At 61.5% G+C, this 24,284-nt stretch carries 23 protein-coding genes, 1 tRNA gene and 1 riboswitch; of the genes, 9 read left to right on the top strand and 15 right to left on the bottom strand.

Going from position 1 to position 24,284, the window contains the following annotated elements; all coding sequences use genetic code 11:
* Window positions 1-21: 21 nt before the first annotated feature.
* Complete coding sequence (locus ACO07C_RS12785) at window positions 22-543, bottom strand: GcrA family cell cycle regulator (RefSeq protein WP_421914523.1); 522 nt, start codon at window positions 541-543, stop codon at window positions 22-24.
* A gap of 356 nt (window positions 544-899) precedes the next feature.
* On the opposite strand from ACO07C_RS12785, the gene ACO07C_RS12780 reads away from it, so the two are divergent.
* The 3 genes from ACO07C_RS12780 to ACO07C_RS12770 all read left to right on the top strand — a co-directional run bounded on the left by ACO07C_RS12780 (window position 900) and on the right by ACO07C_RS12770 (window position 4,138).
* Window positions 900-2,099: an aspartate aminotransferase family protein gene (locus ACO07C_RS12780; protein ID WP_421914522.1), complete on the top strand. Its 1,200-nt coding sequence runs from the start codon at window positions 900-902 to the stop codon at window positions 2,097-2,099.
* 17 nt (window positions 2,100-2,116) lie between these two features.
* A complete protein-coding gene (gene argF, locus ACO07C_RS12775) occupies window positions 2,117-3,028 on the top strand; it encodes an ornithine carbamoyltransferase (RefSeq protein WP_421914521.1) in 912 nt (303 codons plus the stop codon).
* 78 nt (window positions 3,029-3,106) lie between these two features.
* Entirely contained in the window at window positions 3,107-4,138 is a 1,032-nt protein-coding gene (locus ACO07C_RS12770) for an Hsp33 family molecular chaperone (RefSeq protein ID WP_421914520.1), read from the top strand.
* A gap of 87 nt (window positions 4,139-4,225) precedes the next feature.
* Here the strand turns inward: ACO07C_RS12770 and apaG are convergent, their stop codons facing one another.
* Window positions 4,226-4,618: a Co2+/Mg2+ efflux protein ApaG gene (gene apaG, locus ACO07C_RS12765; RefSeq protein ID WP_421914519.1), complete on the bottom strand. Its 393-nt coding sequence runs from the start codon at window positions 4,616-4,618 to the stop codon at window positions 4,226-4,228.
* A gap of 227 nt (window positions 4,619-4,845) precedes the next feature.
* Here apaG and ACO07C_RS12760 point away from each other — a divergent pair, with 227 nt between their 5' ends.
* Complete coding sequence (locus ACO07C_RS12760; RefSeq protein WP_421914518.1) at window positions 4,846-5,997, top strand: ceramide glucosyltransferase; 1,152 nt, start codon at window positions 4,846-4,848, stop codon at window positions 5,995-5,997.
* A gap of 27 nt (window positions 5,998-6,024) precedes the next feature.
* Here ACO07C_RS12760 and ACO07C_RS12755 read toward each other — a convergent pair whose 3' ends face one another.
* Window positions 6,025-7,215 (bottom strand): O-succinylhomoserine sulfhydrylase, encoded by a 1,191-nt coding sequence (locus ACO07C_RS12755; protein ID WP_421914517.1) that lies wholly within the window; start codon window positions 7,213-7,215, stop codon window positions 6,025-6,027.
* Between the two features lie 56 nt (window positions 7,216-7,271).
* Window positions 7,272-7,349: riboswitch (SAM riboswitch) on the bottom strand.
* A 78-nt stretch (window positions 7,350-7,427) separates the two neighbouring features.
* Here ACO07C_RS12755 and ACO07C_RS12750 point away from each other — a divergent pair.
* Window positions 7,428-8,522 carry a 2'-deoxycytidine 5'-triphosphate deaminase gene (locus tag ACO07C_RS12750; RefSeq protein WP_421914516.1) on the top strand — a complete coding sequence of 365 codons (1,095 nt, stop codon included), beginning with the start codon at window positions 7,428-7,430 and terminating at the stop codon, window positions 8,520-8,522.
* Between the two features lie 25 nt (window positions 8,523-8,547).
* Here the strand turns inward: ACO07C_RS12750 and ACO07C_RS12745 are convergent, their stop codons facing one another.
* The 5 genes from ACO07C_RS12745 to chvE form a co-directional block, all read right to left on the bottom strand.
* Window positions 8,548-9,015: a hypothetical protein gene (locus ACO07C_RS12745; protein ID WP_421914515.1), complete on the bottom strand. Its 468-nt coding sequence runs from the start codon at window positions 9,013-9,015 to the stop codon at window positions 8,548-8,550.
* Between the two features lie 12 nt (window positions 9,016-9,027).
* Window positions 9,028-10,017, bottom strand: coding sequence for an AraD1 family protein (gene araD1 / locus ACO07C_RS12740; protein ID WP_421914514.1), 990 nt, complete (start codon window positions 10,015-10,017; stop codon window positions 9,028-9,030).
* Between the two features lie 202 nt (window positions 10,018-10,219).
* Complete coding sequence (gene mmsB / locus ACO07C_RS12735; protein ID WP_421914513.1) at window positions 10,220-11,506, bottom strand: multiple monosaccharide ABC transporter permease; 1,287 nt, start codon at window positions 11,504-11,506, stop codon at window positions 10,220-10,222.
* Complete coding sequence (gene mmsA / locus ACO07C_RS12730; protein WP_421917512.1) at window positions 11,503-13,035, bottom strand: multiple monosaccharide ABC transporter ATP-binding protein; 1,533 nt, start codon at window positions 13,033-13,035, stop codon at window positions 11,503-11,505. The genes mmsB and mmsA overlap by 4 nt, the downstream gene beginning before the upstream one ends.
* A 157-nt stretch (window positions 13,036-13,192) precedes the next feature.
* A complete protein-coding gene (chvE, locus tag ACO07C_RS12725; protein ID WP_421914512.1) occupies window positions 13,193-14,263 on the bottom strand; it encodes a multiple monosaccharide ABC transporter substrate-binding protein in 1,071 nt (356 codons plus the stop codon).
* Window positions 14,264-14,565: 302 nt separating this feature from the next.
* On the opposite strand from chvE, the gene ACO07C_RS12720 reads away from it, so the two are divergent.
* The gene (locus tag ACO07C_RS12720) at window positions 14,566-15,555 is read left to right on the top strand and encodes a LysR family transcriptional regulator (protein ID WP_421914510.1); all 990 of its coding nucleotides are present in this window, start codon (window positions 14,566-14,568) and stop codon (window positions 15,553-15,555) included.
* A 4-nt stretch (window positions 15,556-15,559) separates the two neighbouring features.
* Here ACO07C_RS12720 and ACO07C_RS12715 read toward each other — a convergent pair.
* The 5 genes from ACO07C_RS12715 to ACO07C_RS12695 form a co-directional block, all read right to left on the bottom strand.
* Window positions 15,560-15,633 (bottom strand) — tRNA-Gly (locus ACO07C_RS12715).
* Between the two features lie 71 nt (window positions 15,634-15,704).
* A complete protein-coding gene (locus ACO07C_RS12710; RefSeq protein ID WP_421914509.1) occupies window positions 15,705-17,195 on the bottom strand; it encodes a hypothetical protein in 1,491 nt (496 codons plus the stop codon).
* Window positions 17,196-17,232: 37 nt separating this feature from the next.
* Window positions 17,233-17,718 carry a GtrA family protein gene (locus tag ACO07C_RS12705; RefSeq protein WP_421914508.1) on the bottom strand — a complete coding sequence of 162 codons (486 nt, stop codon included), beginning with the start codon at window positions 17,716-17,718 and terminating at the stop codon, window positions 17,233-17,235.
* A 230-nt stretch (window positions 17,719-17,948) separates the two neighbouring features.
* Window positions 17,949-18,608, bottom strand: coding sequence for a response regulator (locus ACO07C_RS12700; RefSeq protein ID WP_421914507.1), 660 nt, complete (start codon window positions 18,606-18,608; stop codon window positions 17,949-17,951).
* Entirely contained in the window at window positions 18,605-19,951 is a 1,347-nt protein-coding gene (locus tag ACO07C_RS12695; RefSeq protein ID WP_421914506.1) for an ATP-binding protein, read from the bottom strand. The genes ACO07C_RS12700 and ACO07C_RS12695 overlap by 4 nt, the downstream gene beginning before the upstream one ends.
* 347 nt (window positions 19,952-20,298) lie before the next feature.
* Between ACO07C_RS12695 and ACO07C_RS12690 the strand changes: the two genes are divergently transcribed.
* The 3 genes from ACO07C_RS12690 (at window position 20,299) to ACO07C_RS12680 (ending at window position 22,032) form a co-directional block, all read left to right on the top strand.
* Window positions 20,299-20,676: a hypothetical protein gene (locus ACO07C_RS12690; protein ID WP_421914505.1), complete on the top strand. Its 378-nt coding sequence runs from the start codon at window positions 20,299-20,301 to the stop codon at window positions 20,674-20,676.
* A gap of 175 nt (window positions 20,677-20,851) precedes the next feature.
* On the top strand, window positions 20,852-21,589 hold the full coding sequence (locus tag ACO07C_RS12685) for a hypothetical protein (RefSeq protein WP_421914504.1): 738 nt from the start codon (window positions 20,852-20,854) through the stop codon (window positions 21,587-21,589).
* A gap of 8 nt (window positions 21,590-21,597) precedes the next feature.
* Entirely contained in the window at window positions 21,598-22,032 is a 435-nt protein-coding gene (locus tag ACO07C_RS12680) for a hypothetical protein (RefSeq protein ID WP_421914503.1), read from the top strand.
* A gap of 142 nt (window positions 22,033-22,174) precedes the next feature.
* On the opposite strand, the gene ACO07C_RS12675 is transcribed toward ACO07C_RS12680, so the two are convergent.
* Both ACO07C_RS12675 and ACO07C_RS12670 read right to left on the bottom strand, forming a co-directional pair.
* Entirely contained in the window at window positions 22,175-23,605 is a 1,431-nt protein-coding gene (locus ACO07C_RS12675; protein ID WP_421914502.1) for a sensor histidine kinase, read from the bottom strand.
* The gene (locus tag ACO07C_RS12670; RefSeq protein WP_421914501.1) at window positions 23,602-24,276 is read right to left on the bottom strand and encodes a response regulator; all 675 of its coding nucleotides are present in this window, start codon (window positions 24,274-24,276) and stop codon (window positions 23,602-23,604) included. The genes ACO07C_RS12675 and ACO07C_RS12670 overlap by 4 nt, the downstream gene beginning before the upstream one ends.
* Between the last annotated feature and the right edge of the window lie 8 nt (window positions 24,277-24,284).

Genomic DNA, 24,284 nt, shown 5'->3' with positions numbered 1-24,284 from the left:
TATTCGCTATTCGCTATTCGCTCAGCGGCTGCGCCGACGCTCCGAAGCGGGCTGGAAGGCCACGCGCGCGTGATATTTGCAATAGGGGCCGGTTTCCGCCGCGTCGTTGCCGCAGAAGTGGAAATCCTCCGACAGCGGATCGCCGTTCGGCCATTTGCAGGTCCGTTCCGTCAGTTCGACGAGCTGGAGATGCCTGGAGATCGGCACTACGACGTTCTCCGCGACCGGGCGAATATAGTGGCGCGCCACCGGTTCGGCGTCGAACTGAGCCTGTAGCGCGGTCGCGCCGATCGATGTGGTGACATGGCGCGCCGTGCTTGCCGGGCGCGCCACCGATTTCTGCACGGTCGATCCCTGAACGGCCTTCTTCTGACGCGCAGGGGTAGCTGTCGCGCGGCCGCGGCCCGACAGTTTCAGGCGGTGGACCTTGCCGATGACCGCATTGCGGCTGACGCCACCCAACTGTGCGGCGATCTGGCTGGCGCTCAGACCCTCCGACCAGAGTTTTCTAAGAAGTTCTACCCGCTCGTCAGTCCAGTTCATGAGACCGCGCTCCTGCTCAGCGTGCGGCAATCGGAATCCATTCCCGACCCAGCACCACTGCTGGGGCAGACACCACATATATCTAGTGATTAGGTCCGCCGCACGAAATCTAGTTATTTCTCGTCTACAACTACCTTATGCGCTGACTCGGTGACAAGAGTCCCAAGTGCAACACGAATCGGTTTTTTCGGTTTTCCCCAACTTGCCCGGTCGCTTATGAGCCGGCGTCTTGCTGGAGGGCTTGTCGCGTGCCTTACGCGACGTTTTCGTTGACTTCATGACCGAAAAACACGATAAGCCGCAAAGGCCGCCGCTTTGGCGGCTTTTTTGATTTTCCGGTACCGGAGACGCATATAATGAGCGGTTCGGCGCTTTTCGAGACCTTTGCTCGGGCTCCCCTGGCTTTTGACCGTGGGGAGGGCACGTGGCTGATCACCGACGCGGGCGAGCGATATCTCGATTTCGCGGGTGGCATCGCCGTGAATTCGCTGGGCCACGGCCATCCGCATCTGGTCGCCGCACTCACCGAGCAGGCCGCCAAGCTCTGGCACGTCTCCAACCTTTATGAAATTCCCGGACAAAGCCGGTTGGGCGAGCGTCTGGCGGATGCCACCTTCGCCGACAAGGTGTTCTTTACCAATTCCGGCGCCGAGGCGCTGGAATGCGCGATCAAGACGGCGCGGCGCTACCATTTCGTCAAGGGCCATCCCGAACGCTTCCGCGTCATCACTTTCGAAGGCGCCTTCCATGGCCGCACGCTGGCGACCATAGCGGCCGGCGGCCAGTACAAGTATCTGGAGGGATTCGGACCCAAGGTCGAAGGTTTCGACCAGGTCGGCTTTGATGACATCGACGCCGCCGAAAAGGCGATCACGCCGGAAACGGCGGCGATCCTGATCGAGCCGGTGCAAGGCGAGGGCGGTATTCGCCCGGTGCCCACCCAGTCGCTGAAGCGGCTGCGGCAGCTTTGCGACCAGCACGGCCTGCTGCTGATCTACGACGAAGTCCAGTGTGGCATCGGCCGTACCGGAAAGCTGTTCGCGCATGAATGGTCAGGCGTCACGCCAGACATCATGGCGATCGCCAAGGGTATCGGCGGCGGCTTCCCGATGGGCGCTTGTCTCGCCACCGATGAAGCGGCTGTCGGTATGACGGCTGGCGTGCACGGCACCACTTTCGGCGGCAATCCGCTCGCCATGGCTGTCGGCAATGCCGTGCTCGACGTGGTGCTGGAAGATGGCTTCCTCGAGGATGTCCAGCGCAAGGCGCTTCTGATGAAGCAGGGTCTGGCGGCCATAGCCGATGAGTTTCCCGAGGTCATCGAGGGCATCAGGGGTTCTGGCCTGATGCTTGGCCTCAAATGTGCCATGCCCAACACCAAGGTGAACATGGCGTTGCGCGATCATCACCTGCTGGCGGTTCCGGCCGGCGACAATGTCATTCGTTTGTTGCCGCCGCTCACCGTTACCGATGCCGAGATCCACGAAGCGTTGGAGCGCATACGCGCCGGCGCGAAGGGGCTGTCAGAGGCCATCGACGCGGCCGCCGCGAAGTAAGCCCGGAACCATTCCAGATGTCACTTCGCCATTTTACCGATCTTTCCGCCGTTTCCGAAGGCGATTTGCGTTTCATGCTGGACGATGCGGTGGCGCGAAAGGCACGCCTGAAGGCCGGCGAGCGGACCAGGCCGCTCGAAGGCAAGGTGCTGGCCATGATCTTCGACAAGCCGTCGACGCGCACCCGGGTGTCCTTCGACGTCGGCATGCGCCAGCTTGGCGGCGAGACCATCATGCTGACCGGCACCGAGATGCAGCTTGGCCGCTCGGAAACCATCGCCGACACCGCCAAGGTGCTGTCGCGCTATGTCGATGCCATCATGATCCGAACCACATCGCATGAGCGCCTGATGGAGCTGACCGAGAACGCCACCATCCCGGTCATCAACGGGCTGACCGATGATACGCATCCATGCCAGCTGATGGCCGATATCATGACCTTCGAGGAGCATCGCGGCCCGGTTGCCGGCAAGACCATTGCCTGGACCGGTGACGGCAACAATGTGCTGCACTCGCTGCTGGAAGCCTCGGCGCGGTTCCGCTTCAATCTCAACGTCGCCGTGCCGGAAGGCAGCGAGCCGGCGCAGAAGCATGTCGACTGGTCGAAGGCGCATGGCGGCAAGCTGCATTTCACCCGTTCGCCCGAGGAAGCCGTCGACCAGGCCGACTGCGTCGTTACCGACTGCTGGGTGTCGATGGGTCAGGAGCATCGCGCCCGCGGCCACAACGTGTTCTCGCCTTACCAGGTCAATGCCAAGCTGATGGCCCATGCCAAGCCGGACGCGCTTTTCATGCACTGCCTGCCGGCGCATCGCGGCGAGGAGGTGACCGACGAGGTCATCGACGGTCCCCATTCGGTGGTGTTCGACGAAGCCGAGAACCGGCTCCACGCCCAGAAGGCGGTGCTTGCCTGGTGCCTCGGCGCTTGATCTCCGGAGGTGTGATGCCTATTTGCGGCGCATCACGCAAAACAAGCGCGTTTCGACGCATGCTCCCGACAGGGCGGCATGGCCGCGCCCTGGAGCATTGTCATGTTGGAAACCCATCAATTGTCTGAACATCAACCCAAGCTCGGCGAATTCGGCTATGCCGGTGACGACCATGTCGTGCCGTTCGAGGTCGGTCCGCTCGACGTGCGTGGCCGCACCGTCCAGCTCGGACCGATGCTTGACGCCATTCTCACGCGCCACGACTATCCCGAGCCTGTCGCCCGCCTGCTGGCGGAAGCCTGCGTGCTGACGGTGTTGCTCGGCACATCGCTCAAATTCGAAGGCAAGTTCATCCTTCAGACCCGTACCGACGGGCCAGTCGATATGCTGGTCGCGGATTTTTCCACGCCCTCGGCGCTACGCGCCTATGCGCGCTTCGATGCTGATCGGCTTGAAGCGCTCGTCGCGGCAGGCGAAACGTCGCAGCAGACGCTCCTCGGCAGCGGCGTTCTGGCGCTGACCATCGACCAGGGCGCTCATACGCAGCGCTATCAGGGCATCGTCCAGCTCGATGGCGAAACGCTGGAGGATGCGGCACGCACCTATTTCCGTCAGTCGGAGCAGATCCCGACCGATGTCAGGCTATCGGTTGCGAAGCTGTTGACGCCCGGCGTCGGCGGCGCGCGCGAGCAGTGGCGCGCCGGCGGCATCCTGGCGCAGTTCCTGCCGCAGTCGCCCGAGCGCATGCGCGTTCCGGATCTGCCTGGCGGTGACGGCGATCCGCGTGAGGAAGTCCACGATCCCGTCGACAATTCTTGGCAGGAGTTGCTTGCGTTGCTCGGCACGATCGAGCCGACAGAACTGATCGACCCGACCATCGGGGCCGAGCGCTTGCTTTATCGGCTGTTCCACGAGCATGGCGTGCGCGTGTTCGGCGGCGTCCCGGTCGACGATCAGTGCTCGTGCTCCAGGGACAAGATCCGCGGCATCCTCGAGGGCTTCTCGGCGCAGGAGATCAAGGAAAGCACCGAGGATGGCGGCATCCATGTCGCCTGCGAATTCTGCTCGAAGCAATATGACTTCGATCCGGCGGAATTCACGGCGCGGTAAAGGAGCCGCCTTCTCCCCGTTTCACGGGGAGAAGGAGCCCGCAGGGCGGATGACGGGCCGCGCCAACGCTTCCGCGATGGTTGTTGTTCAATTTACCGTCCGCCGCGTTCCCGGCAGGTCGAGCGAGAAGGCGGGGATGGCGATGTCAAACGTCTCGCCGCGCTTGTTGCGCATCGTGTAGTGCCCGACCATGATGCCGGATGGCGTCGAGAGCGGGCAGCCCGAAGTGTATTGATAGCTGTCGCCCGGATTGAGTTCGGGCTGGTCGCCGACCACGCCGGCTCCGCTGACCTCCTCGACCCGGCCGGTTCCGTCCGTGATGCGCCAGTAGCGTGACAACAACTGCACGAATTCATCGGACTGGTTGTCGATCGTTATCTGATAGCCCCAGACGTAGCGGTTCTCGGAGGGCTCGGAGCGCTCCTCCAGATAGAACGGCCTGACCTGCACTTCGATGTTGCGCGTTACGGCGCTGTACATGGGCTACTCCAAAACAATCCGGCAACTTTCGGGTTCTCGCCTGGCCTGGTCAATGGCGCGTATCCGGTTCTTACCAGCCTTGAAGGGCAGGTGCCGACAAACAATGTCATTTAAGTGACACATGACAGTGATGGTGTGCTCGGGATTGTGCCGGGCGACTCAGCGCTCTGTCGACCTGTTGGAAACGGCCCTCAAGTGGTCGGTTTTTCTGGAGTGACCAGATCTCGATGGAACTGACACTCATCGCTGCCCCGCTTTCCGCCGCCCTCATCCTTGCAAATCTTGCGAGTATCGTGCTCGCCTCGCTCCAGCTGAAGCGGCGCGGGACCATCGCGCCGCCAGCCGGCATGGCTCCCACGGTCTCGATCGTCATTCCGGCGCGTGGTGTCGAGCCCTTCACCGAAGAGACTTTGGAGCGCGCCTTCTCGCTCGACTGGCCGCATTATGAGCTTGTCTTCTGCGTCGCCCAGGCCGACGATCCTGTGGTCGGCTTGATCAGACAAGCCATCGCCCGCTTTCCGGATGTGCCTGCCAGGCTGCTTTTCGGTGACGACCGCATCAGCGGCAACCCCAAGCTCAACAATTGCGTCAAGGGCTGGGAAGCGGCACGCCACGAATGGGTGATCCTTGCCGATTCGAACGTCCTGATGCCCAGGGACTACGTGCAGCACCTGATGTCGGCATGGGGGCCTGGAACCGGCCTCGTCTGCTCGACACCGATAGGATCTCGTCCCGACGGCTTCTGGGCCGAGGTCGAATGCGCGTTTCTCAACACGCTGCAGGCGCGCTGGCAGTATGCCGGCGAGGCGATTGGCCTTGGCTTCGCCCAGGGCAAGAGCATGTTGTGGAACAAGCCCCTGCTCGATGCCAATGGCGGCATTCGGGCGCTTGCGGCCGAGATCGCGGAAGATGCCGCGGCGACCAAGCTGGTGAACGGGCTCGGCCTGCGCGTCAATCTGGTGGCCGCGCCCTTCGAGCAGCCGTTGGGCCGGCGCACGCTGGGCGAGATTTGGTCGCGCCAGGCGCGTTGGGCGCGGCTGCGCCGTGTGACGTTCCCGCTGTTCTTCGCGCCCGAAATATTGACCGGCGTGGCCGTGCCGCTGCTGCTCGCGCTGGCCGCCGCCGCTGGCGCTGGATGGAGCCTGCCGTTGACGGCCGCCGCCCTGCTGGCGGCAGCCTACCTTCCGGAATGCGCCTTGGCTTTCGCCAAGGGTTGGTACATCTCATGGCGGACCATCCCGGCCATGATGGCGCGGGACTGCATCCTGCCGGCCATGTGGGTGCGCGGATGGGTCGGCGGCGCCGTCGACTGGCGCGGCAATGCCATGACGATCGGCACCAAGGCCACCGAGCTGGAAGAAACGCCGTCCGGGGCCTGAAAGCAGCGGGCGGTACTGCCCGTGCGCTTACTTCACCGACTTCAGCGCCTGCTCGATATCCTCCAGCAGATCGTCGGCGTCCTCGAGACCGACCGACAGGCGCAGCGTGCCAGGCCCTATGCCCAGTTCGGCGCGCGCCTCGTCGCTCAGGTTCTTGTGCGTCGTGGTGGCCGGATGGGTGATCAGGCTCTTCGAGTCGCCTAGATTGTTCGAGATCAGCACGATGTCGAGCGCGTTCTGCAGGGCGAAAGCCGCCTGCTTGCCGCCCTTGACGTCGAGACAGATCAGCGTCGAGCCACCCGACATCTGCTTCTTGACGATATCGGCCTGCGGATGGTCGGCCCGGCCCGGATAGATGACCCGAGCGATTTCCGGCCTTTCGGCGAGGAAGTCGGCGATACGGCCTGCACTTTCGGTCTGCTGGCGCACGCGCAGCGGCAGCGTCTCCAGGCCCTTCAGCAGCGTCCAGGCATTGAAGGGCGACAGGCTGGGGCCGGTATGGCGGAAATAGTCGTGCAGGTTCTCGTCGATCCACTTCTTGTCCGACAGGATGACGCCGCCGAGGCAGCGGCCCTGGCCGTCTATGTGCTTGGTCGCCGAATAGACGACGATGTGGGCGCCGAGTTGCAGCGGTTTCTGTTGCAGCGGCGTGGCGAAGACATTGTCGACGACGAGCCGCGCGCCGATCGAATTGGCCAGCGAGGCGACGGCGGCGATATCGACCACCTCCAATGTCGGATTTGTTGGGCTCTCCAAGAAGAACAGCTTGGTGTTCGGCCTGACCGCTTGTTCCCAATTTGCGATGTCGGTACCGTCGACAAGCGTCGCTTCGATGCCGTATCGCGGCGCCAGCGTCTCGACCACCCAGCGGCAGGAGCCGAACAGTGCGCGCGCCGCCACGATGTGATCGCCGGCCTTGACGCTGCACAGAAGGGCCGCGGTCACCGCCGCCATTCCCGACGACGTGGCGCGCGCATCCTCGGCGCCTTCCAGCGCGCACATGCGCTTCTCGAACATGTCGACGGTCGGATTGGCGTATCGCGAATAGATGAAACCGGGTTCCTCGCCCTTGAATCGGGCTTCCGCCGCCTGCGCCGTTTCGTAAACGTAGCCTTGGGTCAGGTATATCGCCTCGGAGGTTTCACCGAAGCCGGAACGCAAGGTCCCGCTATGCACGAGTGCCGTCTGAGGCTTCCAGTTGCGCTTGTTGGTGCTCATCGCTTTTGTTCCAGACACAAAAAAACCGGCCGCGAAAGTCGCAACCGGTCCATACGGCCTTGCGGCCAACGGTCCTTTAGCGACTTGTTTAACGTGGCTGCAAGCCGACCGGCCAAATCACCACGGGATAACGACCCTTTAGACCCGCGCCGCGCTTGCGTCAATTGCCGGCTTCATTAAGAGGTTTGTACCAGCGGCTAAGGAGCAGAGCCTTGCGGCAGACAGGCATTCTTCCAGATCAGGATATTTCGGCGCTGTTCCAGTCGGGTGCGCTCACCTCGTCGCGCCCTCTGGATGTCGACCAGATCCAGCCGGCGAGCCTTGACCTGAGGCTAGGGGACAAGGCCTGGCGGGTGCGGGCTTCGTTCCTGCCCGGTCCCAATCACAAGGTCTCGGAAAAGCTCGACCGGCTAAAGCTGCACGAGATCAGCCTGGCAGAAGGCGCGGTGCTGGAAACGGGCTGCGTCTACATAGTGCCGCTGCTGGAGAGCCTGGCGCTTCCCGCCGACATTTCCGCTTCGGCCAATCCCAAGAGTTCGACGGGCCGACTGGACATCTTCACACGCGTCATGACTGATCGCGGCCACGAGTTCGACAAGATCGCCGCCGGCTATAACGGCCCGCTCTACCTGGAGGTAAGCCCTCGCACGTTCCCGATCGTGCTGCGCACCGGTTCGCGTCTGTCGCAGATACGCTTCCGCACCGGCAATGCGCTGCTGTCCGAGGCCGAGTTGCACGACCTGCATCGCAACGAGATGCTGGTCGCGACCGATCCGCCCAACATCTCCGGTGGTGGCATAGCGCTGTCGATCGACCTCAACGGTGACAAGGACGGTCTTGTCGGGTATCGCGGAAAGCATCACACGGGGCTGGTCGATGTCGACAAGCGCGCCGCGCAGGAGGTCGTCGATTTCTGGGAGCCGATCCATAAGAGCGGCGCCGGTGAACTCGTACTCGATCCCGATGAGTTCTACATCCTCGTCAGCCAGGAAGCGGTGCATGTGCCGCCGCTCTACGCTGCCGAAATGACGCCCTTCGACCCTCTGGTCGGCGAATTCCGCGTTCACTATGCCGGCTTCTTCGATCCGGGGTTTGGCCATTCGGCGGCCGGCGGCACCGGAAGCCGGGCCGTGCTCGAAGTGCGCAGCCATGAAGTGCCGTTCATCCTCGACCATGGGCAGATTGTCGGCAGACTGGTCTACGAACACATGCTGAAGCGGCCGCAGGCGCTCTACGGCACCGATCTCGGCTCCAACTACCAGGCGCAGGGCCTGAAACTCTCCAAGCACTTTCGCTCGGCGCGCTGACGCTGATGTCGTGAAGTTTCCGCGTTCAGCCGCGAAAGAGAGATTCTTTTGCGGCGCCAAGGCAGCCATGGAGCCCACCGATAAAGCGCAGTTCGCGTACGGTGAGGCGCTTCCTGCCCCAAAATCCTTTGGTTTGTTTCTCGTCGTCGAGCAAAGCGTTTGTGCCGGACTTCAAGGGGAACAGTTGCTTGTCGAGGCATCCGAAGACATAGGCTTTAGCGGAGTCGATGCCGCAGGCCTTGGCATTCCCGTCGAGTTTGTCGGCAGGTAGCGCGGAAGTTATGCGGTCCGCATTGCGCATAAGAAAGTTCACTTGCGTCTTCGAGTAACCGGTGGCCAGAAGCCGGCGGGTCATTGCCGACTGGGCTTCATGATAGGATTTCGGGCTGCAGCGCTGCGCGCCGTAAGCCATCGAGGAAGAACAGGCAAAGGCAAGCGCCAAGCCGGTGACCACAATAGCAAGCCGTCCCCGGTTCGTTTCCTTGCCCAACATTCCAGTCTCTCGTTACAGCGCCCTCACCGCCACCTTCACCGGCTGCTCGATCTCGAGCGGATTGCGTAGCGGCAAGCCGAAATCCTTGGCTTCGATCTCGAACACGTCGCCGGCTTCTGTGGTGATGCCGTCGGCGAAGGACAATGTCGCCGTGCCGAACATGTGCACGTGCACGTCGCCCGGCTGACGGAACGCCGAATATTTGAAGTGGTGATGTTCCAGGTTGGCGATCGTGTGCGACATGTTCGTTTCTCCCGACAGAAAGGGCTTTTCCCAAAGCACCGAGCCATCGCGATAGATGCGCGATGCGCCACGGATATCCGTTGGCAGATCGCCGATCAGGATTTCAGGTCCGAAAGAGGCGTTGCGCAGCTTTGAATGAGCGAGGAACAGATAGTTCACGCGCTCGGTAACGTGGTCCGAGAACTCGTTCGACAGCGTGAAGCCGATGCGGAATGGCGCGCCGTCGTCGCCGATGACGTAAATGCCGGCCACTTCCGGCTCCTCGCCGGCATCCTTGGCGAAGGCGGGCGAGAGGAGTGCGGCGCCGGGTGCAACCGCCATCGTGCCGTTGCCCTTGTAGAACCATTCAGGCTGGACCCCGACCTCGCCCTTGGCTGGCTTGCCCCCCTCCAGTCCCATGCGGAACATCTTCATGGAATCGGTAAGCTGTTCCTCGCCATCCTTGAGCTTCTTATGCATGGAATCGCGGGTCGCCGCGGAGCCGAGATGCGTCAGTCCGGTTCCGGTAAGGTGCAGGTGCGCGGGGTCAGGATGGTTGATGGGCGACAACAGCCGCCCCTTTTTGTATGCGGCGTCGAGGTCGACCGTCTCGCCATATCCCTTGCGTTCGATCAGCGCGACGAGCCCGGTGCCGGTGCGCGCGGCCTCCATGGCCAGAGAATAGACGCTGCGGGCGCCGTTGATGACCCGGGTCTTGCCGCCGGTACGGGCGACAACGCGGATTGTCTCGGCGTCGTCAAGGATCTGGGAGATCAGCATGATGAATCCTCTCAAGTGTAGTGGGCCGACCTGCCTGTCTGACAAGCCTTCTCCATCGTCGCTCGGACCTTGTCCGCGCCACGGGTTAAACTCTCTGTCCGGATTGCGCTCGCGGTGCTTGGTCCCTGGAGGGATTGTCCAGGCCGGCTATTTGCCGGCGATGCCGCGATGTGACCCGTACGCTGCCTGCTTTCTCTGGACCTCAGCCCTTGTTCTTGTTGTAGACGTCGAAGATCACAGCGCCCAGCAGGACAAGGCCCTTGACCACCTGCTGCCAATCGACGTTGACGCCCATGATCGACATGCCGTTGTTCATCACGCCCATGATGAAGCCGCCGACCACGGCGCCGATGACCTGGCCGACGCCGCCCATCGCCGAGGCGCCGCCGATGAACACGGCGGCGATGACGTCGAGCTCCGAGCCCAGACCCGCCGCCGGCACCGCCTGGCCAAGCCGCGCCGCGATGATCAGACCACCGAGCGCCGACAACACGCCCATGTTGATGAAAACCAGAAGCGTGAGCCGTTCGGTATTGATGCCCGACAACTGAGCCGCCTTCGGGTTGCCGCCCATCGCGTAGATGCGGCGGCCGATCGTCATCCGCTTGGTGACGAAGACGAACAGCGAGATCAGCACGCCCATCACGAGCAACACCACCGGCAGGCCCCTGTAGCTGGCGAACTCATAGACCAGGAACAGTGCCAGCGCGCTGGCGACCAGCGTCTTGACGACGAACAAGGGGAAGGGCTCTGCCTCATAGCCGTGGCGCTCCCGCTTGCGCCGCGTCCTCAACCCGAAATAGGCGTAGGCCAGCACGGCGATCAAGCCCAGCACGATCGTCGTCATATGCAGCGTCAGTCCGCTGCCCATGATCGTTTTGCCGGCGGCATTGACCGTCGGCGGGATCAGCGTCATCGGGCCTATCACGTCGGGTATGAAGCCGGAGCTGAGCATCTTGAAGTTGTCCGGAAGCGGTCCCACCGAAGAGCCGCCGCCCAGTAACGCCTGGCAGATGCCTCGGAAGATCAGCATTCCCGCCAGCGTGACGATGAAACTCGGTATTCGGTGGTAGGCGATCCAATAACCTTGGGCCGCGCCGATCAGACCGCCGACGATCAGGCATACGATCGAAACAACCAGCGGATTGCTGAGCGGTCCAAGCTGCCAGATGACCATCATGTTTGCCGCCAGGGCGCCGATGAAACCGGCGACCGATCCGACGCTGAGGTCGATATAGCCGGAAACGATGACCAGCAGCATACCCAGCGCCATCACGATGATGAAGGAGTTCTGCTGTACCAGATTGCTCAGGTTGACCGGCTTGAACAGCGTGCCCGAGGTCGTGAACTGGAAGAACAGCATGATGACGATCAGCGCGATGATCAGACCGTATTCGCGCAGGTTCGTCGCCAGTGCCGAGACGGCGATGCGTGGGCGCTGTTCCTCGGTGATGTTGCCCTGCGGGGCGGGGGCGCTATCGGTGCTCATGCTGCTTTTCCTTCTCCCCGGACGATGGCGCGCATTATTTTTTCCTGGCTTGCTTCCGCGGCGGGCATTTCGCCCACCATGCGTCCTTCGTTCATCACATAGATGCGGTCGGTGATGCCGAGCAATTCCGGCATTTCCGACGAGATGACCACGATCGCCTTACCCTCGGAGGCAAGGCGAGCGATGATCGTGTAGATTTCGTATTTCGCGCCGACATCGATGCCGCGCGTCGGCTCGTCCAGGATCAGCACGTCCGGATCGGCGAACAGCCATTTCGACAGCACCACCTTCTGTTGGTTGCCGCCCGAAAGATTGCCGGTCAACTGATAGACGCTGGACGCGCGGATGTTGGTCTTTTTGCGATAGTCGTTGGCGACGGCGAGTTCGCGCAAATCGTCGATCACGCTGTGGCGCGACACGCCGCCGAGATTGGCCAGCGTGATGTTGTGCTTGATGTGGTCGATGAGGTTGAGGCCGTAAGTCTTGCGGTCCTCGGTGACGTAGGCGATGCCATGCTGGACGGCCTTGCTTACCGAGGAGACATCGATTTGCTTGCCCTTCAGAAACACCTCGCCGGTGATGCGGCGCCCGTACGAGCGGCCGAACAGGCTCATGGCGAATTCGGTGCGGCCAGCGCCCATCAGGCCGGCGATGCCGACCACCTCGCCCTTGCGAACGTTGATGTCGATGCCCTTGATGACCTGCCGATCGGCATGGATCGGGTGGTAGACCGACCAGTTCTTCACTTGGAACACCACCTCGCCGATCTCGGGCTCGCGCGGCGGATAGCGGTCGTCGAGCGACCGGCCGACCATGGAGGTGATGATACGGTCTTCCGAGATGTCCTTCTTGGCCAGCGTCTCTATGGTGCGCCCGTCACGAATGACGGTGACCTTGTCGGCGACCCGGTTGATCTCGTTGAGCTTGTGCGAAATCAGGATCGAGGTCATGCCTTGCCGCTTGAATTCGAGCAGAAGGTCCAGCAGCGCCTGGCTGTCCTTTTCGCTGAGCGACGCCGTCGGCTCGTCCAGGATCAGCAGCTTGACTTCCTTGCTCAGCGCCTTGGCGATCTCGACCAGTTGCTGCTTGCCGACGCCGATGTTGGTGATCAGCGTCTTGGGGTCCTCCCTGAGGCCCACCTTCTTCAACAGCGCACTGGTGCGTTCCTCGTTGGCGTCCCAGTCGATCACGCCGTATCTGGCGCGCTCGTTGCCGAGGAAGATGTTTTCGGCGATCGACAGCATCGGCACCAGCGCAAGCTCCTGGTGGATGATGACGATGCCCTTGTGTTCACTGTCCTGGATGCCTTTGAAATGGCATTCCTGGCCCTGAAAGATGATCTGGCCGTCATAGGTGCCGGACGGGTAGACGCCCGAGAGTACCTTCATCAGCGTGGATTTGCCGGCGCCGTTCTCACCCACCACGGCGTGGATTTCGCCTTCCTCTACGCTGAGGTTGACGTTCGATAGCGCCTTCACGCCGGGAAACGTCTTGGTGATGTCGCGCATCTCCAAAATCGTCGTCATCAGGCAAGCTCCTAGACGTTTTTGTTCATGCGCAATTCCCCACGGAAAGCGCAAGGCGCGTCTCCTGGAATTGCTCTAGGCCGGCACAAACAATACCGGGGTCGCTTGGGAACGGAAAGGGGCCCTGCATCGCGCAGGACCCCCATCTTTATAACCGGGATTACTTCAGGTCTTCGGCCTTGATGTAGCCGGAGTCGACGACCAGCTTCTGGTAGTTCGACTTGTCGACTTCATGCGGCGTCAAGAGGATCGACGGAACGACCTTGACGTCGTTGTTGTAGGTCTTGGTGTCGAGGCCATCAGGCTTGCCGCCGGAGAGCACCTTGTCGACGAGCGCGACAGTGGCCTTGGCCAGGTCGCGTGTATCCTTGAACACGGTCGAATACTGCTCGCCCGTGATGATCAGCTTGACCGAAGCGGTCTCGGCGTCCTGGCCGGTCACGATCGGCCAAGGCTGGGCGCTCGTGCCGTAACCGACAGCGCGCAGCGAAGCGGTGATGCCGCGCGACAGGCCATCATAGGGCGACAGAACGCCATCGACGCGGCTGCCGTCCGAGTAGTTGGCCGACAGGAGGTTGTCCATGCGCGCCTGAGCGGTGGCGGCGAGCCAACGCAGCGTGCCGACCTTGTCCATGCCGGTCTGGCCGGACTTGATCTTGATCGAGCCGTTGTCGATCAGCGGCTGGAGCACGGAAATCGCGCCATTGTAGAAGAAGAAGGCGTTGTTATCGTCCGGCGAGCCGCCAAACAGTTCGACGTTCCAAGGCTTGGTGTTCGGGAAACGCTCCTTGAGACCCTTGACCAGGGAATTTGCCTGGATCACGCCGACGCCGAAATTGTCGAACGTGGTGTAGTAGTCGACATTGGCGGTCTTCTTGATCAGACGGTCATAGGCGACGACGACAACGCCGGCATCCGCGGCCTTCTGCAGCGCGTCGGACAAGGTGGTGCCGTCGATCGAGGCGATGATCAGCGCCTTCGGGCCCTTGGTGATTTCGTTTTCCAGCTGGCTGAGCTGGTTGGGGATGTCGTCCTGCGCATACTGCAGGTCGACGGTGTAGCCGAGAGCCTCGAGCTGGGACTTCACGGCATCGCCGTCATTGATCCAGCGCTGCGAGGTCTTGGTCGGCATCAGCACGCCGACGAGGCCCTTGTCGGCTGCGTAGGCGGTGGCCGACATGGCCGCGATGCTGACCGCCAAGGCGGCGACTAACGTCTTGATGATTTTCACTTAACTCTCCCTGGTTGATGGACGCGGCACCCCGGGGGTCGCGGGCCGCGCAATCGTGCAGAAGCGCCGGGGCACCACTGCCGTCATATCGATCTCCGGTATCCTCCCATGGCTCCGAAACGCTGGTTTCAATCGATACGATTTTTATCGTCAAAGATCGTCACGTCTTGAAGCGCATCAAGGTTGTGTCCCTTTGCCATAACTGTCAAATGCGATCTTTGATGATTGCTATATCGAAACCGGTATATGGCTTAAGCTGAGAGAGCTCTGGTCCGGGCAATGGCCGGAAGCAAGGGGAAGAGATGGCGGCGTTGCGAAATCCAGCTGGAATTTCAGGTGGTTACAATGAGACCCCTGGCGATGGCGAGACCCTGTTGCGCAGCGGTCTCAGCCTGCGCCACATGCGCATGATCGTTGCCCTCGACGACCACGGCCGGGTCAGTGCGGCCGCTCAGGTGATGAACATCTCGCAGCCGGCGGCCTCGCGCATGATCGGCGAGATGGAAGCGGTGCTCGATGTGAAGCTGTGCGAGAGGCTGCCGCGCGGCATCACGCTGACGCCCTATGGCAAGGCGCTGGCGCGGCGCGCCCGCTCGATCCTGCTCGAGATGCGCGAGGTCGATCGCGAGATATCCGAGCTCAAGGCGGGCAAGGGCGGTTCCGTCTTCCTGGGCGCGGTGACGGCGCCGGCGATCGAACTGGCCGTGCCTGCGATCCGCGAAATCCGCCGCATCTATCCGCGAATCGAGATCACCATGCAGGTCGAGACCTCGAATGTGCTGGCGCGGGAACTGATCGCCTCGCGCCATGACTTCATCATCGCGCGCATCCCCGATGACCTCAATCCGCGTCTGTTCGAATCGCGTGTGATCGGCGTCGAGAAAGCCTGCCTGATCGTTCGTCGTGACCACCCCCTCACAAGGAGCAAGCTGGTGCGGCTGGAGGATACCGCGGCCTATGACTGGGTCTTCCAGTCCGGCGGCTCGCCGCTGCGGCAGGCCATGGAAAGCAATTTCCTCAACCGCAACATCGCCTTGCCGGATCGTATCCTCAACACCAGCTCGCTGCTGCTCACCCTTGTCATGGTCGCGCAGTCGGACGCCATCGCCCCGGTGTCGATCCAGGTGGCGAAATTCATCCAGAGCCCGGAGGGGCTGGCCGGTGCCATCGACGTTGTCCAGACCGAATTCGACATCGAGGTCAGGCCCTACAGCCTGATCACGGTAAAGAACCGCGTCCTGTCGCCGGCAGCCAAGATGCTGCACGATTTCATTTTGCGGGAGGTGGGGTGAAGGCTGGAGCGGGTAGCGGGAATCGAACCCGCGCGTTCAGCTTGGGAAGCTGACAGGCTACCATTACATCATACCCGCGCGAGCCCTCGTTATCATGAGGACACGGCTTCGGGCAATCGCAAAGCGGCATTCGCGCCGGCATCAAAAGATCAGACGTTGGGTACGTAGATGACGGCATATTGGTCGGAATATGCCCGCTTCCAGCCGAGTTCGTCGAAGAGGCTCTCTCGGCTGTCGCCCGCCGAGAGCAGTGCCCAGCCTATCGCGTATTTCTTCAACTGGGCTTCGAGGACTGGCTTGCCGCCGCCGTGCCCCGATTCGTCGTCGGCTTTTGTGAAGCCGCCCAGGAACAGCTGATCCGTCCGGCCATCGATGTAGGTCTTGATTCCGTGGAAAATCAGCGTGCCGCCGAAGTTGTAGGAGTTGAGCACATTGCCTGAAAGCTTGTGGCTCTCGGCGAAGGCGAGCGCGTCGCGGGCCGAGGTCTTCTGGCTGGGCGTGATCTGCTGCACGCTGCCGAGCATCGAGATCGAGGCGGTCGCCAGCACAATGGCCGCTCCGCAGATAGGGTAGAACTGCCTGGCGAAAAACCGCTCCAGCCCGTCCCGCTTATCCGTCATCCATTTCCGGAGGGAAAGCGAAGGGTATTGCTGTGCGACCTCCACCGCCAACACGACCGGAACCAGCAGAAAGAACAGATATGTGAAGCGCAGATGGCTGAGATACAAATGCAGGGCGAAGACGACGAACAGCGCCTTCGCCCAGCCGATTCGCAGCCGCGACACCAGAAGCCCAAAAAAGATCAGCATCAGCACGGCTTCCTGAGGCATCTGCTCGGCCGCGTTGAACGCCTTCCATTCCACGATCAGGGGCACTGCCTCATTGCCGTAGGCGACGGTGAACGTCGCCAGTATGGCCTTGAAACCGTACGGATTGAGAAGGCTGACCAGCGGACACAGCAGCCCGAAAGCAACCCACTTGGCCAGCAATGCCGGCTTCGACAGACGGACGCGCACCAGAAGATCCAGGCCGGCGAAAGCCACGATGACAAAGCTCAAGGTAAAGGTCGCATGCAGGTTCGCCCACAGGACGACCAGGGCAAGCAGCCACCATGGCGGCGCGCGTTCTTCTCTTGCCGCGTCAAAGAGCAGCGCCGTCCAGATGACGATGATCGGCAAGGTGAAGACGTGTGGCCGCGCCGTATAGATGGGGCTGATCAAGGCGGCCGCGGTGAAAGCCAGCGCTATCGCAAGCGTCGGCTTCAGCCATTCGCTGAGAAACCACGCCATCAGGAAGACCGTAAGGCAGATCGTGGCAATGATCAGCGCCACGACGCCGTTCCAGTCCGCGGCCTGGTAGGCGAGCGCCAGCAGGACCTGCCCCAGCCATTCCTTGGCAATCCATGGCTGGCCGGCAAAAGTGTGGGAATAGGTATCGACGGTGGGGAAGGTCCGGTTCGCCAGGAAGTCCAGCCCCACCTTGACCTGCCACCAACTATCGGGGTCCTGCAGGGTGGAGCCGGCGAACATTGCCAGGGCAACCGCCATCAGAAAGGCGATGAGCAGGCAGAATACCAGCCTGGCACGCTGCGCATCCTGAATTGACGGCACGGCGCTCGTGGCGGCCTGAGCGCTGCTCATGTCATCCCTCCAGTCGCGTCCGTATGGCGATCGTGCATCAAGGTATTCTGGCGGTTGACGCAGGGCCGGGCTGTTTGGCGGCAAGCACGCCCTCGGCTCCGCTTTCCGTATTTCCCACGAACACAAAATGGGCGGAACCGAAAAAGAAGATAACAGAGTAGAGACAGATCCCTGCCAGATGGACCAGCGGATTTTCGATCATGCCGAACGAGCGGGCGGCAACCACGACAGCCAGATTGGCGCCATAAGCCGTGAAGAACGTGAGCGCATACCGCTGGACCGTTCCGGGCCGGAACCCGCCAGCGCGACCGAAAGTCCATTGGCGGTTGAGGAAGAAACCAAGGACAAGACCGGTACCGAAACCTGCGGCATTGGATGCGATGTCGCCAAGACCCAGCAGCACCCCGGCCAGGATAACCGCGTATCCCACGCCCGTATTCAGCACCCCGACAGCGCCAAATCGAAGCATTCTGGTCCAGTCAAATGGCAGGCGTGACCACATGCGCAAAAAATTGTGCTCCAACTGAATCTCGGTCAGGAAATGCTCAAGCGGTCGCGGGCCCGCGGGCGGCCTGGGGCACCGGCGGAATGACAGCGCGCTGTGGCGATCCGCTTCTCCACCAGGGCCTGGCTCCCAATACGTATGAGGGAATACGGCGAATTGGTTAGAAAACAGATAAACCCGCGTGCCCGTTGAGGTGGTTGGAAAAGGCCGCCTGCCGACGGATGAATGGGCGAACTCGATGGTTCGGACTACGAATCGTGCGTCATCCAGCCTTCGATCGTCGCGTAGCGGACAAGCGCCGCGCGCGTTCTCAATCCCAGCTTTTCGCTTGCCCTGGCACGGTACGTCTCCACGGTCTTCACACTCAGCGACAATTGCCCGGAAATCTCCTTGTTGCTGAAGCCCTTGGCGACCAGCTTGAACACCATGATCTCGCGCTCGCTCAGCGGGTCGGCATTGGCGGCGGAGGAGCGAGGTTCGCTCAGGATCTTGGCCGCCACGCCGGGATCGATGTAAAGCCCTCCGGCCAGGACAGATCGGATCGCATGGATCAATTCCTCGGCCGCCGAGCGCTTGAGAATGAAGCCCCGCGCTCCTGCCTGGAGCAATTGGCGCACATAGGCGGCCTCTTCGTGCAATGTCAGGGCGAGCGCGGCGATGTGCGGAAACATTGTGCGCATCCGGTCGACCAGCACGATGCCGCTGGCGCCCGGCAACGAAACGTCGACGACGACGATATCCGGCAATGTTTCCGCCAGGCCGATCAGCGCGCTCTCCACGTCACCCGCCGTGCCGGCGACTTGCAGGTCGTGCTGCGCCTCGACCATGGCCCGGATGCCAGACAGCACGACCGGATGATCGTCGACAAGGAACACGCTGCGACGAGAAGTCGAAGGCACTTGGGTCATTGTACGCTCACATCGGCTTGTCTGCTCACCGCTGGCAGGGACGCGTAGATGGTCGTTCCCTGACCGGGGGCGCTTTCCACCGCGAAATAACCGCCAACCAAAGCCAGCCTTTCGCGCATGCCTGACAGTCCAAAGCATCTGGACCGTGTTTCATTGATGACCTCGGGATCGAAGCCCTTGCCGTCATCCTCGACGACGATTCTCAGCTGGCCGTCGGCGTGTTGTGCGGTAACACTGATCCAGCTTGCCTCGGAGTGCTTGGCCACATTGGTCAGAGCCTCCTGCACCACCCGATAGATCGTCACCGCGCCCTCGTCGTCCAGAGGATCGGCCAGCGCCTCAAGATGCGCGTCCGCCGAAACGCTGAGGCGCTCGGCCCAGGTCGTGACCATGTCTTCCACAGCCTGCCGCAGGCCAAGGTCGCTGAGCAGCGTCGGCCGCAGCGTTGCCGCGGTGTGGTGCACCTGGATGCTCATATGCTCGACAATCTTCCGGATTCCGGCAAAGGATTGCTTGAGATCCGGCAACTCGACCACGTCCTCCAAGGTCTTCAGTCCCAATGACAACGCCGTCAGGTCCTGTCCCATCTCGTCGTGAAGTTCGCGGGCGACGCGCAGTCGCTCGTCTTCCTGTGCGTTGACAAGCCGGCGCGCAAGCATCGCGCGCTCCTCGGCCATCTCCTTGCGTTCCGTCACATCGGTAAATGCCATGACCGCGGCCGATATGTTACCCGACGCGTCGAAGACAGGTGCCGAGTTGATGGACAGGCAGGCCTTGGTTCCATCCCCACGCTTGACCCAGATCTCCTCGTCGAGAACCACCTCGCCATCGCGGATGGCCCGGGTGATGGGCCAGTCGTCATGTTCATAAGGCCGTCCGTCCGCGTGATATCCTTTTTGCCCACTCTGTTCCCATAGGTTGACGCCAGAGGTCAGCGTGTACTTCAGCAGTCTTTCATGCTGGTCGTTGGCAAGGATCAGGCTGCCACTGGGAGCTTCGACCACCACGACGCCCACGGGCATGTACTTCACCACCGCCTGCAGACGGGCCTGGCTACCCTGAAAATCCTGACTGGCGCGGGCCCAGTCCCGTTCGACGCCAGCCATGCGGCTTGCCGACCGCATCAACGCGATCGCAAGCGCCATGATCAGCACGATTCCCACGATCAGCAGCAACTCCACGGCGCCATAATGCCGTGAGTGATGCGCCAGCACTGTTGCCCAGGCGAAGTTACAGATGAGCGCGGATACACCAATCAACAGCGTCGCACCGGCGATCTGCTTGTGCAGCCCCAGCCAGTCACGGCTTGTGGTTGTTTGTACCGGCGGCATGTCAAGGTCCATGAGAGCCTCTGACTATTGGCGCCGACTACCTAATCAACAAACAAGGGTCGTGAAGCGTAAGTTTGCCCGCGGAATTGGCTGGAAAGTGGGCTACCCCTAGCAAGAACGTCCCCAAGCGCCAGCTGAATTAATACACCTTTTTCCCCGGCGTGTCTGTCGGGTTTTTCCCGCAGGGCAGGAGGTGAAACCGAAGAGCGCCGCCAGCTTAAAACCTGACTCGCCGCATGGGTGAATTCCAATTGTTTACGCTTCGCATCGACGAGATGATGAGACCGTCAACTTGGCCATTAAAGAGTGGTTGTTGGCAACGCTAATAAGTACTCAGATCTCAAAAAGAGGATATGGATATGAGAAAGATCATTCTTGCCGCAGCAATATTGACCGCTTTTACTGGTTATGCTGGCGCATTTTCTATTGGAAGTGGCAATGGCAACGGTAACGGCAACGTCGGTATCGGAAATGGTAACGGCAACGGCAACGGCAATACAGGCGCCTTCAACGGCAACCTGAACGGCAACGGCAACTGGGGCATCGGCAACGGTAACCTCAACGGTAACGTCAACCATGGCGCCCTGAGCGGTAACGCGAACGGCAACGGGAACGTCGGCTTCGGCAACGGCAACGTGAACGGCAATGCCAACCACGGCATCGGCAACGGCAACGTGAACGGCAACCTGAACGGCGGCGCGTTCAACGGCAACGGCAACGGCAATCACAATCATTGACCGTTAGCGGTTCCGCTGAAGATCGGGATTCCTGCAGTTTCGCCCTCACCCCCGGCGACTCCATAGGGCGCTCCCCCAATCGCCCCGCCAGGGATCCCGGTCGTCGCCTTCTTACGACCTGTTCGAATCTGGTGTTTCGAACAAGGCTCTTCGGAAACAGATCAAGGAGACCGTCATGAAACGCTATATCACAGCACTCACGTGCCTGGCTTTGTGCGCGCCCGTGTTGCTGCCGCCTCAATTTGGGGTAGGCCAGGTCTTTGCCGGCAATGGCAATGGCAACGGCAACGGCAACGGCAATGTTGGTGCCGGCAATGGCAACAACAACGGTAACGGCAATACCGGCTCCGCCAACGGCAACGGTAACGGCAACGGCAATTTCGGCAACGGCAACGGTAACGGTAACGGTAACCACAATACCGGCATCGGTAACGGTAACGGTAACGGCAACGGCAACGTCGGCGCCGCCAGTGGCAACGGCAACGGTAACCGCAACAACGGTACCGGCAACGGTAACGGCAACGGCAACGGCAATTTCGGTTTCGGCAATGGCAATGCCAACGGCAACCGCAATACCGGCATCGGCAACGGCAACGGTAACGGTAACGGCAATTTCGGCTTCGGCAACGGTAATGCCAACGGAAACCATAATACCGGCATCGCCAACGGCAACGCCAACGGCAACGGCAAACCGAACGCCAGCGGCAACATCGGTTATCACAACTCCGGGACCGGCAATATCGGCGCCTTCAACGGCAGTAGCGGAAACGTCGGCGCCTTCAACGGCAACGGCAACACGTCCTCCACCAGCGGAAATGGAAATCTCGGCTCGTTCAACGGGAATTTCAACGGTGGGACGTATAACGGCAACGGCAACATCGGATCCGGCAACGGCAACAACAACGGCAATTGAGGCCGACGATGGCCAACAGCAAATCGGCTCCTATCGTCTCGCTGCTGCTTGCTGTCGCATTGGCCGTTGCCTCTTCCTGTAGCTGGGCCATTGCCGGGAGCGGCAATGGAAACGGTAATGGAAACACCGGCGCCGGCAACGGCAATGGCAATTCCGGAAGCGGGAATGGCAATTCCAATGTCGGTAACGGCAATGGCAATGACAATTCGGGAAACGGGAATGGCAATTCCAATGTCGGCAACGGCAATGGCAATGACAATTCCGGAGACGGGAATGGCAACTACGATGTCGGCAACGGCAATGGCAACGGCAATTCCGGAAACGACAATGGCAACTCCGATGTCGGGAACAACAACGGCGTTGGCAACTCCGCGAACGGGATGGGCAATTCCGTGACAGGCGACAACCAGGGATCTCAGCTGCCGCCCCCCAGTACCCCCTGAAACTTCCGCGTTTCGGGAAGGTGCCGACGGACAGGGTGGGCGACACATCGGTGTTGTTGCAGGCGAGCGCACGCATCCGTGCGCTCGCAGTGGTGTGTATGGCAAATCTCCGATTGTCGGGCTTGGCTTCCCGGTGAACGTGTCACGGATGAACGGGCAGCTGCATCCGAATGCGGGCACCCGGCCATGGGCCTTGCAATATCCTGATCGTTCCTTCATGCAGCAAAGCTATCTGCCGGGCGAGGTTCAACCCCAGTCCCGCTCCATGTGATTGCGGCTGCAGGCGATAGAAGGGCTCGAAGACATTCTCATGCTCTTCCACGGGGATGCCCGGGCCCTCATCGCGGACTTCTACCCCTCCCATATCGTCCATCGCCACCGTGATCGTACCCCTGGCCCCGCCATGGTCGATTGCATTGCGGATGATGTTTGCCAGCGCGCGCTCGATCTGCAGTGTGTTCACCTCGACACGGACCTTGCCATTGGACGGTTCGAAGGCAAGGTCGTAGCCAGCCTCGATGGCAAGCGGCGCGAAGTCGGCCGCGACCCGGCTGACAAGCTCGGCAAGGTCGACGATCTGGCGCTCGCTTGCCGGCCGGTCGAGCATTTGATGGTCCAGCAGTTGTTGCGCCAGATGCGACAGACGCTCGATATCCTGGACGAGGCGGACGCTCTGGGGCTCCTTCTTCAGAAGTTCGGCGCGCGTCCGCAGGATCGCTATAGGCGTTCGCAGTTCGTGCGCGGCATCGGTCAGGAAGCGGTTATGCCGGTCATAGCCCTGGGCAAGTCGCGCAAGCGTCTGGTTGAAGGCATGGACCAGCGGTGCGATCTCCTGGGGCACGCGCTTGACCGGAAGTTGCATCGCGCGTGTATCGATATCGATGCGCGAGGCCTGTTCGGCGGTATCGACAAGGCCGGCAAAGGATCGGCGAACGACCGCTGGTGTGGTCACCAGGGTCGTCACTCCCATGACGAGAATGATAGGCAGGAGCAGTATCGCGATGATGACCGCGAGAGCGGGAAGGGCTTTCTCCCAGTTCCTGCTGCCATCAGGATTCCTGGCCACGTCGACAGTGGCCGAGATGCTGACTTCAAGTCCTTCGGTTTCGCCGCGCGATGATCGTGTCGCGGCCATGATCTGCATCATGCCCGCCTTGGTTGCTGCTTTCTCGATATAGGCTTCGGGCCGCAGATCATCCTCGGAAAATCCAAGGGTTGCATGGTCGACTTCGCTCAGCAGAGCACCAAAATCCTTGTTGTAGACGTCGGGTACGGTCCCAAAGCGGACGCTCTGGCCGCTGCTGTCGCGAATGATGTACCAGACATTGGGAAATTCTTCGCGAAACGACCGAAGTTCATCGGTTTCACGGACGATCAGCTTGCCATTGCTGTCGCGGTCGACTGCATTCTTGAGGGCGGCGACAGCTGCTTCATTGTCGATCAGCAGCCGCGGATTGGCGATCCAAAACGCGGCCACGCACAACACGATGAATATGACAAGGGTCGTCGCCTGCAGCAGGATCAGCCGCCGAACCAGGACCCACTGCAGCGAGCGGGCGCGCATCTCCTTCATGGTGCCGCCCGCAAGAGATAGCCAAGGTTGCGGATCGCCCGGATCTCGATGCCCGCGGCGACATCCTCGAGTTTGCGGCGCAGCCGTGAGATGTGCGCGTCGAGGGCATTGGAGCCGATCTCGTCATCCAAAGCGTAGACGGCCTCTTCCAATGCACCGCGCATGATGGTTCGCCCGGGCCGGCGAATGAGCGTTTCGAGAACGAGACGCTCGCGTCGCGGCAATTCCAGAGCCTGATCCTCGACCAGCGCTTCGCGGTGCCGGAAATCATAGGTGAGCCGGCCGACCACGGTCCGGTTGGAGCGTGAGGTGAAGGAGCGCCGGTGCAGGGCGTGGAGGCGTGCGACCAGCTCCACCGTGGCGAACGGCTTGACCATGTAATCGTCAGCGCCGGCATCAAGCCCGGCGACGCGGTCATCGAGGCCGCTCATCGCGGTCAGCGCGATCACCGGTGCCTCGATCTGAAGTGCGCGCAGGCGCGGTATGAGGCTGAGCCCGTCGCCGTCGGGCAGCCGGCGATCCAGGATGACGGCGTCATGATGCCCAAGCCGCGCCATGGCCTCGGCGTCGGCGAGCGTCGAAACATGATCGACAACGATGTCCTGACGTTCCAGCGCGGTCTTGAGGACGGAAGCCATTTCCGGCTCGTCCTCCACCAGCAAGATGCGCATGTCATTCT

Source organism: Mesorhizobium sp. (assembly GCF_965229135.1).
Taxonomy (GTDB): Bacteria; Pseudomonadota; Alphaproteobacteria; order Rhizobiales; family Rhizobiaceae; genus Mesorhizobium.
The sequence above is the reverse complement of the archived record's forward strand: the minus strand, read 5'-3'. Positions and strand labels throughout refer to the sequence as shown.

Coding starts and splice junctions, on each gene's coding strand:
- ACO07C_RS12770 (WP_421914520.1), top strand. CDS start 3,107: ATGGCCGCGCCCTGGAGCATTGTCATGTTGGAAACCCATCAATTGTCT.
- ACO07C_RS12780 (WP_421914522.1), top strand. CDS start 900: ATGAGCGGTTCGGCGCTTTTCGAGACCTTTGCTCGGGCTCCCCTGGCT.
- ACO07C_RS12760 (WP_421914518.1), top strand. CDS start 4,846: ATGGAACTGACACTCATCGCTGCCCCGCTTTCCGCCGCCCTCATCCTT.
- ACO07C_RS12675 (WP_421914502.1), bottom strand. CDS start 23,605: ATGAAGGAGATGCGCGCCCGCTCGCTGCAGTGGGTCCTGGTTCGGCGG.
- ACO07C_RS12680 (WP_421914503.1), top strand. CDS start 21,598: ATGGCCAACAGCAAATCGGCTCCTATCGTCTCGCTGCTGCTTGCTGTC.
- ACO07C_RS12690 (WP_421914505.1), top strand. CDS start 20,299: ATGAGAAAGATCATTCTTGCCGCAGCAATATTGACCGCTTTTACTGGT.
- ACO07C_RS12670 (WP_421914501.1), bottom strand. CDS start 24,276: ATGCGCATCTTGCTGGTGGAGGACGAGCCGGAAATGGCTTCCGTCCTC.
- ACO07C_RS12720 (WP_421914510.1), top strand. CDS start 14,566: ATGGCGGCGTTGCGAAATCCAGCTGGAATTTCAGGTGGTTACAATGAG.
- ACO07C_RS12785 (WP_421914523.1), bottom strand. CDS start 543: ATGAACTGGACTGACGAGCGGGTAGAACTTCTTAGAAAACTCTGGTCG.
- araD1 (WP_421914514.1), bottom strand. CDS start 10,017: ATGCTGATCTCCCAGATCCTTGACGACGCCGAGACAATCCGCGTTGTC.
- ACO07C_RS12710 (WP_421914509.1), bottom strand. CDS start 17,195: ATGAGCAGCGCTCAGGCCGCCACGAGCGCCGTGCCGTCAATTCAGGAT.
- ACO07C_RS12745 (WP_421914515.1), bottom strand. CDS start 9,015: ATGTTGGGCAAGGAAACGAACCGGGGACGGCTTGCTATTGTGGTCACC.
- ACO07C_RS12700 (WP_421914507.1), bottom strand. CDS start 18,608: ATGACCCAAGTGCCTTCGACTTCTCGTCGCAGCGTGTTCCTTGTCGAC.
- argF (WP_421914521.1), top strand. CDS start 2,117: ATGTCACTTCGCCATTTTACCGATCTTTCCGCCGTTTCCGAAGGCGAT.
- ACO07C_RS12695 (WP_421914506.1), bottom strand. CDS start 19,951: ATGGACCTTGACATGCCGCCGGTACAAACAACCACAAGCCGTGACTGG.
- ACO07C_RS12755 (WP_421914517.1), bottom strand. CDS start 7,215: ATGAGCACCAACAAGCGCAACTGGAAGCCTCAGACGGCACTCGTGCAT.
- ACO07C_RS12685 (WP_421914504.1), top strand. CDS start 20,852: ATGAAACGCTATATCACAGCACTCACGTGCCTGGCTTTGTGCGCGCCC.
- mmsB (WP_421914513.1), bottom strand. CDS start 11,506: ATGAGCACCGATAGCGCCCCCGCCCCGCAGGGCAACATCACCGAGGAA.
- apaG (WP_421914519.1), bottom strand. CDS start 4,618: ATGTACAGCGCCGTAACGCGCAACATCGAAGTGCAGGTCAGGCCGTTC.